Source organism: Actinomadura coerulea, assembly GCF_014208105.1.
Taxonomy (GTDB): domain Bacteria; phylum Actinomycetota; class Actinomycetes; order Streptosporangiales; family Streptosporangiaceae; genus Spirillospora; species Spirillospora coerulea.
This window is the reverse complement of the sequence record NZ_JACHMQ010000001.1, coordinates 7,850,247-7,863,619: the sequence shown is the minus strand read 5'-3', so window position 1 is coordinate 7,863,619 and position 13,373 is coordinate 7,850,247. Positions and strand designations below refer to the sequence as shown.

14 protein-coding genes are annotated in these 13,373 nt (G+C 72.8%); 8 read left to right on the top strand and 6 right to left on the bottom strand.

The genetic code is table 11. The annotated features are described in order from the left end of the window. Positions 1 to 8 precede the first annotated feature (8 nt). The 4 genes from BKA00_RS36530 to BKA00_RS36515 all read right to left on the bottom strand — a co-directional run bounded on the left by BKA00_RS36530 (position 9) and on the right by BKA00_RS36515 (position 2,748). Complete coding sequence (locus BKA00_RS36530) at positions 9 to 1,247, bottom strand: S8 family peptidase (RefSeq protein WP_185035307.1); 1,239 nt, start codon at positions 1,245 to 1,247, stop codon at positions 9 to 11. After that, positions 1,241 to 2,158: a hypothetical protein gene (locus BKA00_RS36525; RefSeq protein ID WP_185032885.1), complete on the bottom strand. Its 918-nt coding sequence runs from the start codon at positions 2,156 to 2,158 to the stop codon at positions 1,241 to 1,243. Before BKA00_RS36525 ends, BKA00_RS36530 begins: the two co-directional genes overlap by 7 nt. Positions 2,159 to 2,306: 148 nt before the next feature. Further along, complete coding sequence (locus BKA00_RS36520) at positions 2,307 to 2,498, bottom strand: CsbD family protein (RefSeq protein WP_185032883.1); 192 nt, start codon at positions 2,496 to 2,498, stop codon at positions 2,307 to 2,309. A 58-nt stretch (positions 2,499 to 2,556) separates the two neighbouring features. Continuing rightward, entirely contained in the window at positions 2,557 to 2,748 is a 192-nt protein-coding gene (locus BKA00_RS36515) for a hypothetical protein (protein ID WP_185032881.1), read from the bottom strand. Between the two features lie 219 nt (positions 2,749 to 2,967). Between BKA00_RS36515 and moeZ the strand changes: the two genes are divergently transcribed. Then, positions 2,968 to 4,149 (top strand): adenylyltransferase/sulfurtransferase MoeZ, encoded by a 1,182-nt coding sequence (moeZ, locus tag BKA00_RS36510; RefSeq protein ID WP_185032879.1) that lies wholly within the window; start codon positions 2,968 to 2,970, stop codon positions 4,147 to 4,149. Positions 4,150 to 4,303: 154 nt separating this feature from the next. Here the strand turns inward: moeZ and BKA00_RS36505 are convergent, their stop codons facing one another. After that, positions 4,304 to 5,020: a TetR/AcrR family transcriptional regulator gene (locus tag BKA00_RS36505; protein WP_185032877.1), complete on the bottom strand. Its 717-nt coding sequence runs from the start codon at positions 5,018 to 5,020 to the stop codon at positions 4,304 to 4,306. A gap of 155 nt (positions 5,021 to 5,175) precedes the next feature. Here BKA00_RS36505 and BKA00_RS36500 point away from each other — a divergent pair, with 155 nt between their 5' ends. Together BKA00_RS36500 and BKA00_RS36495 are read left to right on the top strand one after the other, a co-directional pair. After that, positions 5,176 to 7,341, top strand: coding sequence for an MMPL family transporter (locus BKA00_RS36500; protein WP_185032876.1), 2,166 nt, complete (start codon positions 5,176 to 5,178; stop codon positions 7,339 to 7,341). Between the two features lie 191 nt (positions 7,342 to 7,532). Next, the gene (locus BKA00_RS36495; protein WP_185032874.1) at positions 7,533 to 7,835 is read left to right on the top strand and encodes a hypothetical protein; all 303 of its coding nucleotides are present in this window, start codon (positions 7,533 to 7,535) and stop codon (positions 7,833 to 7,835) included. Positions 7,836 to 7,947: 112 nt separating this feature from the next. Here the strand turns inward: BKA00_RS36495 and ku are convergent, their stop codons facing one another. Beyond that, the gene (ku, locus tag BKA00_RS36490) at positions 7,948 to 8,853 is read right to left on the bottom strand and encodes a non-homologous end joining protein Ku (RefSeq protein ID WP_185032872.1); all 906 of its coding nucleotides are present in this window, start codon (positions 8,851 to 8,853) and stop codon (positions 7,948 to 7,950) included. Between the two features lie 113 nt (positions 8,854 to 8,966). On the opposite strand from ku, the gene ligD (BKA00_RS36485) reads away from it, so the two are divergent. The 5 genes from ligD (BKA00_RS36485) to BKA00_RS36465 all read left to right on the top strand — a co-directional run bounded on the left by ligD (BKA00_RS36485) (position 8,967) and on the right by BKA00_RS36465 (position 13,367). Beyond that, positions 8,967 to 9,941: a non-homologous end-joining DNA ligase gene (gene ligD / locus BKA00_RS36485; RefSeq protein WP_185032862.1), complete on the top strand. Its 975-nt coding sequence runs from the start codon at positions 8,967 to 8,969 to the stop codon at positions 9,939 to 9,941. Then, positions 9,931 to 10,839: a non-homologous end-joining DNA ligase gene (gene ligD, locus BKA00_RS36480; RefSeq protein ID WP_185032860.1), complete on the top strand. Its 909-nt coding sequence runs from the start codon at positions 9,931 to 9,933 to the stop codon at positions 10,837 to 10,839. Before ligD (BKA00_RS36485) ends, ligD (BKA00_RS36480) begins: the two co-directional genes overlap by 11 nt. A gap of 107 nt (positions 10,840 to 10,946) precedes the next feature. Continuing rightward, positions 10,947 to 12,272 (top strand): dihydrolipoyl dehydrogenase family protein, encoded by a 1,326-nt coding sequence (locus tag BKA00_RS36475; protein WP_230299241.1) that lies wholly within the window; start codon positions 10,947 to 10,949, stop codon positions 12,270 to 12,272. A 56-nt stretch (positions 12,273 to 12,328) separates the two neighbouring features. Beyond that, the gene (locus BKA00_RS36470) at positions 12,329 to 12,517 is read left to right on the top strand and encodes a hypothetical protein (protein ID WP_185032858.1); all 189 of its coding nucleotides are present in this window, start codon (positions 12,329 to 12,331) and stop codon (positions 12,515 to 12,517) included. 220 nt (positions 12,518 to 12,737) lie between these two features. After that, on the top strand, positions 12,738 to 13,367 hold the full coding sequence (locus BKA00_RS36465; RefSeq protein WP_185032856.1) for a TetR family transcriptional regulator: 630 nt from the start codon (positions 12,738 to 12,740) through the stop codon (positions 13,365 to 13,367). The last annotated feature ends 6 nt before the right edge of the window (positions 13,368 to 13,373 follow it).

Genomic DNA, 13,373 nt, shown 5'->3' with positions numbered 1-13,373 from the left:
AAGGCGGTTCAGGACGGGGTGGCGGGCGGCCGCCCGGGGTGGCGCCGCCGGAACGCGACCGCGAGCGCGAGCCCGCCGGCCGTCCCGCCCAGCCCGAGCAGCACGATCACGATGATCAGCGGGCGGACCCAGAAGGGCCGTTCGATGACTCCCACCGGGCCGGGGTCCGCCTTCCCGAACCGCTGCCCGGCGGGCTTGGCCTGCGCCGGGCCGGGCGACGCCGAGGCCAGCGAGTCCGCGGCCGACAGGGCGCGGGCCGCGTGCACCTCGCCGAACCCGACCTCCGGGTCGTAGCCGCCGGACGGGCCGTGCCGGGTGCTCTGGACGAGCGCCTGCGCGACCAGCGCGGGCGCCATCCGGGGATGCTTCGCGCGGATCAGCGCCGCGATCCCGGCGACGATCGCGCTGGCGTCGCTGGTGCCGTTGCTGCTGAAGTACCGGCCGCCCGGGACCCCGACGGGCAGGTTCGCTCCCGGCGCCGACAGCAGCACCGAGTAGTTGCGGTTGGAGAACGGCGCGCGGGTGTGGCCGGGCGCGGTCGCCGCGACCGCGATCACGCCGGGGTAGGACGCCGGATAGAAGTAGGGGGCGAAGCCGTCGCCGTCCAGCAGCCGTTCCTCGTCGCCGTCGTTGCCGACGGCCGAGACCACCACGACGCCCTTGCCGAGGGCGTAGCCGATGGCCTCGCGCTCGGCGGGATTCTCGTCCGGGCTGCCGAGCGAGAGGTTGATGACGTCGGCGCCGTGGTCGGCGGCGTAGCGGATGCCGCGCGCCACCGAGCCCTGCGCCCTGGACGACGTCCGGAAGCGGCGGTAGCTGGCGTCCTCCTCCTCGCCGATGGCCCGGACGGCGAGGATGCGCGCCCGCGGGGCCATGCCGAGGACGCCCGAGCGGCCGCCCGGGCCGTGCCCCCGCCCGGCGATCAGCGTCGACATCGCGGTGCCGTGCAGCCGCGCGGGCGCCGTCCCGGCGTCGATCCCGGCGAGCATGTTGGGGCCGACCGTGACCTTGCCGCGCAGGTCCGGCTGGGTGGGGTCGACGCCCGTGTCGACGACCCCGACCGTCACGCCGTCGCCCTTGGTCACCTTCCAGGCGGTCTCCATGCCGAGCAGGGCGAGGATGGGGCGCTGCCCGTCCCGCACCGCGTCCGCGCGGGCGTGGACGGGCATCAGCCAGCCTCCGGCCAGCACCGCCGCCGCCACCGCCGCCGGCAGACCGCGACGCCTCGCCCGCGCCCCCCTCAGCATCGCCACTCGGGCTGGTCGCAGTCGGGCAGGGCCTTGGCCGACAGCGCCCGCGCGATGGCGTGGGCGATCTGCGGGGACACCGCGAACGGTTCGCCCGGGCGCTGCTTCTTGATCGTGGAGGCGGGGCGTCCGTCGGCCTGACCGGAGGTGGTCAGCACGACGTACGGGCCCCCGCGGTCGATCGTCCGGTCCTGCCTGGCCTCGTCGGTGAAGCGGGCGGACGCGGTCCCCGGGAACGCGGCGGCGTGCAGGGCGGGGCGGACGGAGCCCGTCCCGTCCGGGCCCTGCGAGCCGGGCAGCTCCTTGTAGGCCCGGTCGGCCTTCCACGGATCGGGGAACGCCACCACTCCGACGGTGACGACGACGCCCTGCAACTGGTCGACGTAGGTGGCGCGCAGGACGGCCCGGCAGCCGTGCCTGGCGATCGTCGTCGCGATCTCCTCGTCCACGCCCTGGACGCAGCCGGCGTCGGGGACGATCCCGGTCCTGGTCGCGTACTCGGTGTGGTTGCCCGTCGGCCGGTAGCCGAGCCGCTCGGGGAAGACGCGCCGCGCGGGCCACGCCTCCCAGCGGCGCGCGACCTCCTTGTTGGCGGCGATCTGGAGTTCGGCGTTGGTGGGCTCGCGCTTGAGCGTCGTCCAGGTGCCGACGAACGAGATCCCCGTGGCGACGAGGTAGCAGCATCCGAGGACGAGCGCGGCGACCATCCACTGGCGGCCGGTCAGCCCCATCACCGTCGGCGGGCCGCCCGCGTCCACCGGTCGCGGCGGCGCGCGGAACGGACGCGCGAGCCCTGGAACGGGGTTCGCGTGCGGGCCGGGCGGGCCGGGCGGGCGGAAGCCGCCGGGCGTGCCGGGCCGGTGCGGGGACCGCGGCGGGGGCGGCTGCTGGGAGGGGGGCAGGAATGCCACAACAGTCAAGATTAACGGCGCTTCACGACATTCCGCTTGTCATCCCGCCAAGGCCCGCCGTCGCCGCACGGGGGAGGAAGGGATGAGGCCCCTCCTCGGAGGGGCCCCGCTCCACAAGGTCCAGCGGCCGGATATCGAGGCCGGAGTCCTACTCCACGGCCCGCTTCGCCTCCCTGGCGGCGTCCTTGGCCTTCTCGCCGACCTGCTTGGCGCCGCCGGTCGCGCGGTCGCTCTTGCCCTCGGCCTCCAGGTACGGGTCACCGGACTGGCGCCCGGCCTCCTCCTTGCCCCGGCCCTTGGCCTGCTGAGTCTTGTTCTTCAGCTTGTCGAGGAAACCCACTGTTCCTCCTCATGTACGGAGTGTCGTACAACCCGGCCTATGCCCCCGATAGCCTGGATTATGCGGACGTCCGGGTAGCGCGGCGCAGGCGCTCGGCCTCCTCGTGGATGAGGGCCTCGGTCTCCAGGAGCTTCGCCTCGGCCTGCTCGGTGCGCATCCGCGCCCGCTGCTCGCGCGGGCTCGGCTTGCGCCGCTTCCCCGCCGTCCGGCGGCCGGCCCGTTCGCCCGTGAGCCTCTTCATGAACCCCATGCCCGTCACCTCTCCTCACCCGCGGCCGGTCCGGTCGCCGGCCTCGCGCCCGTACGGTGCCCCTTTCATGGCGATCCATTCCGCTACCGGGTGAGACACGGGCAACCGTCCGGCGGGCGCCTGCCGGGAATGCCGCAGCACATGGCAAGGTTGTGCCGTGGGAGGACGATGACGTCCCGCCGTCCTTGAACGTCGAGCGCCAGCACAGGAGCATTCACCGTGTCGTTGCCACCTCTGGTCGAGCCCGCCCCGGAGCTCACCCGCGACGAGGTCAACCGCTACTCGCGGCACCTGATCATTCCCGATGTGGGGATGGCCGGGCAGAAGCGCCTCAAGAACGCCAAGGTCCTGGTCGTCGGCGCGGGCGGCCTCGGCTCCCCCGCCCTGCTCTACCTGGCCGCCGCCGGGGTGGGCACCCTCGGCGTCATCGACTTCGACGTCGTGGACGAGTCCAACCTCCAGCGGCAGATCATCCACCGGCAGTCCTCCCTCGGCAAGCCGAAGGTCGAGTCGGCCGCCGAGACCGTCCGTGACATCAACCCGCTGATCGACGTCGTGGTGCACGACACCGCGCTCGACCGCGACAACATCATGGACATCTTCTCCGGCTACGACCTCATCGTGGACGGCACCGACAACTTCGCCACCCGGTACATGGTGAACGACGCCGCCGTCCTTCTCGGCAAGCCGTACGTGTGGGGCTCGATCTACCGGTTCGACGGCCAGGCCTCGGTCTTCTGGGCCGAGCACGGCCCCTGCTACCGCTGCCTCTACCCCGAGCCGCCGCCGCCCGGCATGGTGCCCTCCTGCGCCGAGGGCGGGGTCCTCGGCGTGCTGTGCGCGTCCATCGGCTCCATCCAGGTGAACGAGGCCATCAAGCTGCTGACCGGCATCGGCGAGCCGCTCGTCGGCCGGCTGATGGTCTACGACGCCCTGGAGATGACCTACCGCTCGGTCAAGGTCCGCAAGGACCCCGAGTGCCCCCTGTGCGGCAAGAACCCGACGCAGACCGACCTGCTGGAGGACTACGAGGCGTTCTGCGGCGCGGTGTCCGACGAGGCCGCCGAGGCCGTCAGGGACTCCACGATCTCCGTGCACGACCTCAAGGCCATGCAGGACCGGGACGACGACATCTTCCTCGTGGACGTCCGCGAGCCCAACGAGTACGAGATCGTCGCGATCCCGGGCGCCACGCTCATCCCCAAGGGCGAGTTCCTGAACGGCTCCGCCCTGGAGCGCCTCCCGCAGGACAAGAAGATCGTCCTGCACTGCAAGTCGGGCGTCCGCTCCGCCGAGGCCCTCGCCGTCGTGAAGAACGCCGGCTTCGGCGACGCCGTCCACGTCGGCGGCGGCGTCCTGGCCTGGGTCAACCAGATCGACCCCAGCCTCCCGTCCTACTGACGCCCGCCGGAAGGCCCCCGGACCCGCCACGGGTCCGGGGGCCTTCCGCTGTCCGGGCCCGTACGGGCCTCGGCGCCGCGGGCCGTCATCTGGCACATCACCTGACGCCTCGGCGGCCGCGCGACCGCGGCGCCTCTCCGGCGGAAAGCCCCGCTCAGCCCCTGGGGGGCGCGTAGGTCAGGCCGAGCTCGTCCGTCACCTCGCGGAGCATCAGCTCGAACATGGGGGCGGCGTCGCTCAGGGCGAACTCGAGGTGGCCGAAGACCTCCAGGCTGACGCCGCCCTGGAGCCTGATCCAGCACTTGAGGAACTGCTGGATCACCCCGAGCGGCAGGGCGATGCCGAGCACGTCGTCGCGGTAGCGGCGCAGCTCCTCGCGCAGGCCGGGGTCGATCTCCTCCTCGGGCATCACCGGGAACGGCTGCTTCCTCCACAGCTCCAGGAACAGGGCCATGAACGTCCAGCCGAACTGGCGGGCGCACTCCTCGGCGAAGTCGACCTCCTCCCGGTGCGCGGCGCCGCGCACGGGCGCGCCGAAGAGCAGCGAGTACTCGCGGGGATGCCCCAGCGCCCAGAGGCGGAACTGGCGGGCCACCGTCATGAACTTGCCGCTCATGTCGCCCTTCGGCACGTCCTCCATGGCCGCGTGCAGGTCGCCGGTCAGCTCGGTGAACAGGTCGCCGACCAGGTGCCGCAGCAGCTCGCCGTGGCTGCCGAAGTAGCGGTAGAGCGCGGGGGCGGTCATGCCCATCTCGCGGGCGATGGCGCGCAGCGTCACCGCGTCCGGGCCCTCCTCCACGAGGATCCGCCGGGCGGTGTCGGTGATCTCCCTGACGGTCGCGGCCCGCAGACGATCACGACGCGATTCCACCTCCGCCCCCTCTCTGCCGGGTGCCCGGCCGCCCTCGCATGATTCCTCAAAAACACTCTTGACGACAGCTAACAGCGTATGCGAAGTTAACGCTGTTCTCAGTTTACGGCGTTTACTGAAATTACTCAAGGTAACGGGGCTGGAGGAGGAGCGTCATGTTCGAGCGATGGGGCAGGTGGGTCCACCGGCGCAGGCGGTGGGTCCTCGCCGCCGCGGGAGCGTTCCTGGTGTTCGCCGCGGTGTGGGGCACGGGCGTCTTCGGCGCGCTGACCTCCTCCGGCGGCTTCGACACGCCGGGCAGCCAGAGCGCGGCGGCGGAGCGGATCGCCGAGCGCGACCTCGGGCGGGGCGCCGCCGACGTCGTGGTCCTCTACCAGGGCCGGACGACGGTCGACGACCCGTCCTTCCAGGCGTCCGTGGAGCGCGCCCTGGCCGCGCTGCCCCCGGACAAGGTCGCCAAGGCCAGCACGTACTGGACGACCGACGCGCCGCAGTTCGTCAGCGACGACCGCAAGGCGACCTATGCCGTCCTGCAGCTCGCCGGCTCCGACGAGGCCGCCAGGGAGGACAGCTACAAGGCGGTCCGGGACGACCTCGCCGAGGTCGGCGGCGGGCTCACCGCGAAGGTCGGCGGCGCGGTCGGCACCGGGGTCGCGATCAACGAGCGCGTCTCGTCCGACATCGGCCGGGCCGAGGGCATGGCCATGCCGGTGCTCCTGGTGCTGCTGGTGCTGATCTTCGGCGGGCTGGTCTCGGCGAGCCTGCCGCTGCTGGTCGGCGGCATGGCCATCCTCGGCTCGTTCACCGCGCTGCACGCGCTGGCCTACGTCACCGACGTGTCGATCTTCGCCGTCAACATCACCACGTTCCTCGGGCTCGGCCTCGCGATCGACTACGGGCTGTTCATGGTCAGCCGGTTCCGCGAGGAGATCGGCCGGGACGGCGCCTCCGCGGAGGACGCGCTGGCCGCCACGATGGCCACGGCCGGGCGCACCGTCGCGGTCTCCGGCGTCACGGTGGCCGTCTCGCTGTCCGGGCTGCTGCTGTTCGACCAGAACTTCCTGGTCTCCATGGGCTACGGCGGCATCGCCACCGTGCTGGTGTGCATGGCCGGGGCCCTGACCGTGCTGCCCGCGCTGATGGCCGCCCTCGGCCCGAAGGTGAACGCGCTGCCGATCCGGCGGCGCCGGGCGGCGGCGGCCGGCGACCGGTCCGACGGCTGGTGGGGGCGGGTCGCGCGCAGCGTGATGCGCCGCCCGGTCGTCTACATGGTCGCGACCGTGGCGCTGCTCCTCGCGCTCGGCGCGCCGTTCCTGCGCATCAACTGGGGCGGCGTGGACGCGAAGGTGCTGCCGGACGGCACCGACGCGCGGGTCGTCTCCGAGACGCTGGAGACCCGCTTCCCCCGCAACGCCACCAGCCCGATCGAGGCCGTCGTGACGGGAACGTCCGACCGGGCCGCCGTCCAGGCGTACGGGGCCCGCCTGGACGCGCTGCCCGGCGTCACGGACGCGACGGTCACCGGCGCCGGCGGGACGACGACCCGGATCGCGCTGCGCTACGACGCCGACCCGAACTCCGGCGCCGCCCGCGACCTCGTCCAGCGGGTCCGGGACGTCCCGCCGCCGCCCGGCGCGCGCGCCCACGTCGGCGGTGAGACGGCCGACGTGGTCGACCAGCTCGACAGCATCGGCGCGACCCTGCCCTGGCTGGCCCTGCTGGTCGGCGGCGCCACGTTCCTCCTGCTGTTCCTCGCGTTCGGGTCGGTGCTGCTGCCGCTGAAGGCGATCGTCATGAACATGCTGTCGCTGTCGGCCACCTTCGGCGCGGTCGTGCTGGTCTTCCAGGACGGCCACCTGTCCGGCCCGCTCGGCTTCACCGCGACCGGCTCCATCTCCCCCGCGATGCCGATCCTCATGCTGGCGATGCTGTTCGGCATCTCGATGGACTACGAGGTGTTCCTGCTGTCGCGGGTCCGCGAGCAGTACGACCTGACCGGCTCCAACACCGCGGCCGTCGCCTCCGGCGTGCAGCGCACCGGCGCCATCATCACCAGCGCCGCGCTGCTGTTCATCGTGGTGATCGGAGCGTTCGCCACGTCCGGCATCACGTTCATCAAGATGACCGGCGTCGGGATGGCCGTGGCGATCCTGCTGGACGCGACCGTCGTCCGGGCGCTGCTCGTGCCCGCCACGATGCGGCTGCTCGGCCGCGCGAACTGGTGGGCGCCCGGCCCGCTCGCCCGGTTCTACGGCCGGTACGGGATCCGCGAGGGCGACGCCCCCGCCGCTCCCCCGTCGCGGCTGGAGCCCGTGGGCTGACGCCCGCCCCGGTGGCCGGCACACCGAAGTGCCGGCCACCAATCCCCCCGAACCGCTTGTGGACTCCTCCGCCCGGCGCAAGACTGAACGCCATTCCACCGGCTCCGCCCTCGCGTGAGGCATTCCGCGACGGCCCCCGCCCGGCGGATCCCCGAACCCCTCCCGTGCCGGGACGTTCCTTTGGAGGCACCATGTCCGCGCTGATGATCACCGAGGCCGAGACGGCGCTCGCGCACCTGGAGCGGCTCACCGGCGTCCTGCGCTCCGCCGGCTGGGCCGTCGAGGTCGCCGCGCCCGCCGACCGCCGTCCCACCGCGCACATCGCCGACCCCCGCCTGCCGCGGGTGAACGAGAGCGTCATCGCGGTGCGGGAACGTTCCGGCGACGGCTGGTCCTACTGCTACGGCTGGGGCGAGCGGATCGCGCCGTGCGCCGACCCGGCCGCCGCTGCCGCCGCCGTCGGCCGGGTGCTCGCCGCCCGCCGCGACAACTGAGCCGCTCGGCGCACGCGGCCGTCCTCCAGCCGATTCGAGGGGACGCCGCGACCCGCTCTGGGGGCATGCTCGTGAACCACCGAGCCCGGACGCCGCCACCCCCGCGGCGGAGTCACGCCGACTTGCGGCCGCGGCTCCTGGCCGGCTCCTTCTTCTCGCCGGACTTGGACGACGCCGTCTTGCGCGCGGCGGGCTTCTTCGCCGGCGCCCCCTTGCCCGACGCCGCCTTCCCCGTCTTCTCGCCGCGGCTCTTCTTCGCCGCCTCGACACTCGCGCGCAGCGCGCTGAGCAGGTCCGCGGCGGGTTCCTCCGCGCCCTCCTCGGCGGGCCGCGCCACCTCCCGCCCCTCGACCTTGGCGTCGATCACCGCCTGGAGCGCCTCCCGGTAGGCGTCCTTGTACTCGCCCGGGTCGAAGTCCCCCTCCATCGACTCGATCAGGGACGTCGCCATCGACAGCTCCTGCTTGCGGACCTCGATGTCCTCCTCCAGGAAGGGGAACTCGGGCGCGCGGACCTCGTCCGGCCAGAGCATCGTCTCCAGGACGAACACGCCCTCGCGGACCCGCAGCGTCGCGAGCGACTCGCGCTGCCGCAGCGCCACCTTGACGATCGCGACCTGGCCGGAGCTCTCCAGCGCGTCCCGCAGCAGCACGTACGGCTTGGCGCCCTGCGCGTCGGGCTCCAGGTAGTAGGACTTCGCGAAGTAGATCGGGTCGACCTCCTCGCGCTCCACGAACTGCAGGACGTCGATCCGGCGGCTGGACGACAGCGGCAGGTCGGCGAAGTCCTCGTCGGTGAGGATCACCATCTCGCCGCTCGGCAGCTCGTAGCCCTTGGCGATGTCGGAGTAGGAGACCTCCTCGCCGTCGACCGTGCACACCCGCTTGTACTTGATGCGCCCCCCGTCCTCGCGGTGCACCTGGTGGAAGGCGACGTCCCGCTGCTCGGTCGCCGAGTAGAGCTTCACCGGTATGGTCACCAGACCGAAGGAGATCGCGCCCTTCCAGATACTGCGCATGATCCGTCCTTACCCAGCCCGTTCCTGCCCCTAGCGTCGCAACGTCGTTCGATTTGCGCCAGAACGACGTCGTGATCCTTTCCCCGTGCGGCGGGACGGGGTAAGACGGCGGTATGACCATGCCGTGGCCCGTCGAGCCGATGATGGCCTCCACCGGGGACCTCCCCTCCGACGGCGGGAAGTGGGGCCTGGAGCTGAAATGGGACGGCGTGCGCGTCCTGTCGCACGTCTCCGCCGACGGCGTCCGCGCCGCCGGGCGGCGCGGCGGCGAGGTGGCGGGCCGCTACCCCGAGCTGTCCGCCCTCGCCGACCTGCTGCCCGACCACGACGTCGTGCTGGACGGCGAGGTCGTCGCCTTCCAGGAGGGACGCCCCAGCTTCGAACGCCTCCAGCGCCGGATGCACGTCCAGCGCCCCGACCCCCGCCTGATCCGCGAGGTGCCCGTCCGCTACGTCGTGTTCGACGTCCTCTTCCTGGACGGGCACCTGCTGTACGACCTCCCCTACGCCGACCGCCGCGCGGTGCTGGCGGAGCTGGACCTCGCCGGCACCGGCCCCGTGGAGGTGCCCCCGTACCTGCACGGAAGCGACCGGCTCCAGGTGGAGGAGCTGCTCGCCTTCACCCGCGAGCAGCGGATGGAGGGCCTGCTCGCCAAGCGCCTCGACTCGCCGTACCGCCCGGGGCGCCGCGTCGACTTCTGGCGCAAGGTGAAGAACTTCATGACGCGCGAGGTCGTCGTGTGCGGCTGGAAGCCCGGGAAGGGCCGGCGCGAAGGCGGCGTGGGCTCGCTGCTGCTCGGCGAGTACGACGGGAAGGGCCGGCTGGGTTTCGTCGGGCACGTGGGCACGGGCTTCAGCGACCGCGCCCTGGACGAGCTGTACGAGACGCTGTGGCCGCTGCGCCGTCCGACGAGCCCCTACGACGAGCCCGTTCCGCGGGAGTTCGCCCGCGACGCCCAATGGGTTGAGCCCCGGCTCGTCGGGGAGGTCGCCTACAGTGCCCGGACCAGGGACGGCCGCCTCCGATTCCCGTCCTGGCGGGGCCTGCGTGACGACAAGGACCCCCTGGAGGTCACGAGTGAGCAGTAAGAGGACCGCCGTCGACGTGGACGGCCGTCAGCTCTCCCTCTCCAACCTCGACAAGAACCTGTACCCGGAGTTCACCAAGGGCGAGGTCATCGACTACTACGCCCGCATCGCCCCGGTCATGCTCCCCCACCTGCGGGACCGCGCCGCGACCCGCATCCGCTGGCCGGACGGCGTCGACGGCGGCAAGTTCTTCGAGAAGAACGCCCCCTCCCACACCCCGGACTGGATCCGCACCGCGACGATCCCCACCCCCGGCAGCTCCAAGGGCCGCGACACGCTCGACTTCGTCGTCGTCGACGACCTGCCCACGCTCGTGTGGTGCGCGAACCTCGCCGCGCTGGAACTGCACGTCCCGCAGTGGAAGGTCGGCCCTCGCGGCAAGGTGCACACCCCCGACCTGGTGGTCTTCGACCTGGACCCGGGCCCGCCCGCCACGATCGTGGAGGCGTGCGAGGTCGCGGCCCTGCTGCGCGACGTGCTCGCCGAGGACGGTCTGGAGTCCTGTCCCAAGACGAGCGGCAAGAAGGGCCTGCACCTGTACGTCCCGATCGAGGAGCCGAAGGAGGCCGAGCGGACGTCGGAGTACGCCAAGGCCGCCGCGCAGCGCCTGGCGGACGAGAACCCGAAGCTGGTCGTCGCGAAGATGGAGCGGCGGCTGCGCGAGGGCAAGGTGTTCGTCGACTGGAGCCAGAACAACCCGGCCAAGACGACCGTCGCGCCCTACTCGCTGCGCGCCGGGAACCGCCCCTCGGTGTCGACGCCCATCACCTGGGACGAGCTGGAGTCGTGCGGGGACGCCGCCGACCTCGTCTTCGGCCCCGAGGACGTCCTCGCCCGGGTGGACGAGCACGGCGACCTCCTGGAACCGCTTCTGAAGGACCACCGGCCCCTGCCCTGAACGGCTCCGGTGATCTCGGGAGCCCTATGTGTTCGAATCGGCACTCTCCGGGACCGCGTTCCGTCACCATGGTGGGTGGGGACATCACGGGTGGAAGGAAGAAACCGTTGTCGCACAACCACCACTACGACGCCGTGGTGCTGGGCGGGGGGACCGCGGGAGAGCTGGTCGCGACCGGCCTCGCCCGCGCGGGAAGGGACGTCGCGCTCGTCGAGAGCCGCCTCGTCGGCGGGGAGTCTCCGTACTTCGCCTGCGTCCCGTCCAAGTCGCTGCTGCTGTCGGCGCGCCGCGGCGAGTCCTGGGAGATGGCCCTCGCCCGCCGGGACGCGCTGGCCGGGAACCGGGGCGACGACCCCGCCGTCGCCCGGATGGCCGAGGACGGCGTGACCGTCCTGCGCGGCCGGGGGCAGGTCCTCGACCACGGCCGGATCGAGGTGGACGGCGCCGTGCACGGCTTCGGCGACCTCGTCGTGTGCACCGGCAGCGAGCCGGTCATCCCGCCCGTCGAGGGGCTCGCCGACGTGCCGCTGTGGACGAGCTCCGAGGCGCTGTCGGTCCCCGACCTGCCGCGCCGGCTGGTGATCCTCGGCGGCGGCCCGGTCGGCTGCGAGCTCGCGCAGGTGTACGCGGCGTTCGGCTCGCAGGTCGCCGTCGTCGAGGCGTCCGGGCGGCTGCTGACCGCCGAGGCGCCGTTCGCCGGCGAGGTGCTCGCGGACGCCCTGCGCCGGATGGGCGTCGACCTGAGGCTCGGCACCGCCGTCGCCGACGCCGAGCGCAAGGACGTCGGGCTGCGGCTGTGGCTGACCGACGGCGGGACCCTCGACGCCGACCGCGTCCTCGCCGCCGCCGGGCGCCGCCCCCGCGTGGAGGGCCTCGGGCTGGAGAACCTCGGCATCGACATCACCCCGGGCCAGGGCATCCCCGTGGACGAGACGTGCCGGGTGCCGTGCGGCGCGGGCGGCGTGTGGGCGGCGGGCGACGTCACCGGCGTCGCCCGCACCACGCACGCCGCCCGCTACCAGGCGCAGGTCGCGCTGTCGAACCTGCTCGGCCACCGGCGCGAGGCCGACTACCGCGCCATCCCCCGCGTCGTCTACACGACGCCCACCGTCTACTCGGTGGGGATCTCGCCGAGGCAGGCGGAGGAACTCGGCATAGACCTCCTCACCGCCGGGTACGACCTCGCCGCGACGGCCCGGTCGGCGGTCGAGGCCGACGAGCGCGGCCGGGTGGAGCTGTACGCCGACCCCACCCGCGGCCTGCTGGTGGGCGCCGCCGCCGCCGGACTCCACGCCGAGGAGTGGATGAGCGAGATCGCCCTGGCCATCCGCGCGGAGACGCCGCTGAGCCTGCTCGCCGACGTCGTCCACGCGTTCCCGACCCACGGCGAGTCCGTCGAGGCGCCGCTGCGGGAGCTGGCCGGAAGGCTGTGAACCCGAGACGGCCGTGAGCCCTGAGACGGCCGTGAACCTGGAGGAGAGGACCCCTGATGAGCGAGACCGACGACCTTGAGCAGCCGGCGCCCGACGACGCCAACGAGGCCGACGCCGCCGAGCAGCGCGCCGGCCTCGGCGACGAGGAGCGCGTCGAGCGCGGCCCCGTCCCGGACGAGGCGAACGAGGCCGACGCGGCCGAGCAGCGGCGGGAGGTCCGGCTGGACGAGGACGACTACCGGTGACCCCGGTGGCCCGCGTTGGCGTCCCGCACAGGAAGGAAGGCGCACAGAAAGATCGGGGCGGCCCGCTCCCGGTTCCGGCGGGAATACACTGACCTGCGCGAAGGAACGCCGGCGGGCCGTGCCCGTGACCAACGGAGTTACCCGCGCGTAGGATAATGAGATTGTTCCCGGTGACGGACGACCCCCATCCGTCCCCACGATTCGGTGATCGGAGAGTGTGGTGACCGCGACCCCGGACGCCCGCCCCCGTGGCACGAGGCTGCCACGACTGGCGCGCCGCAAGCAGTTGCTCGGCGCGGCCCAGGAGGTGTTCGTCGCCCAGGGGTACCACGCCGCGGCGATGGACGAGATCGCCGAGCGCGCGGGTGTCAGCAAGCCCGTGCTCTACCAGCACTTCCCGGGCAAGCTGGAGCTGTACCTGGCGCTGCTGGACGAGCACGCCGAGGCCCTGGTGAAGATCGTCCGCGAGGCGCTGGAGTCCACCACGGACAACAAGCTGCGCGTGCAGGCGAGCATGCAGGCCTTCTACGACTTCGTGGCGGGCGACGGCGAGGCCTACCGGCTGGTGTTCGAGTCCGACCTGCGCAACGTCGCGCCCGTCCGCGCCCGCGTCGACCGCGCCAACCAGCAGTGCGCCGAGATGATCGCGCAGGTCATCGCCGAGGACACCAACGCCCCCGCCGAGGAGGCGCACCTGCTCGGCATGGGCCTGGTCGGCATGGCCGAGGTCAGCGCCCGCTTCTGGCTCTCCCAGCACCGGTCGATCCCCAAGGACACCGCGGAGAAGATCATCGCCCGGCTCGCCTGGCGCGGCATCTCCGGCTTCCCCCGCACCACCGACCAAGCCTGACGCCGG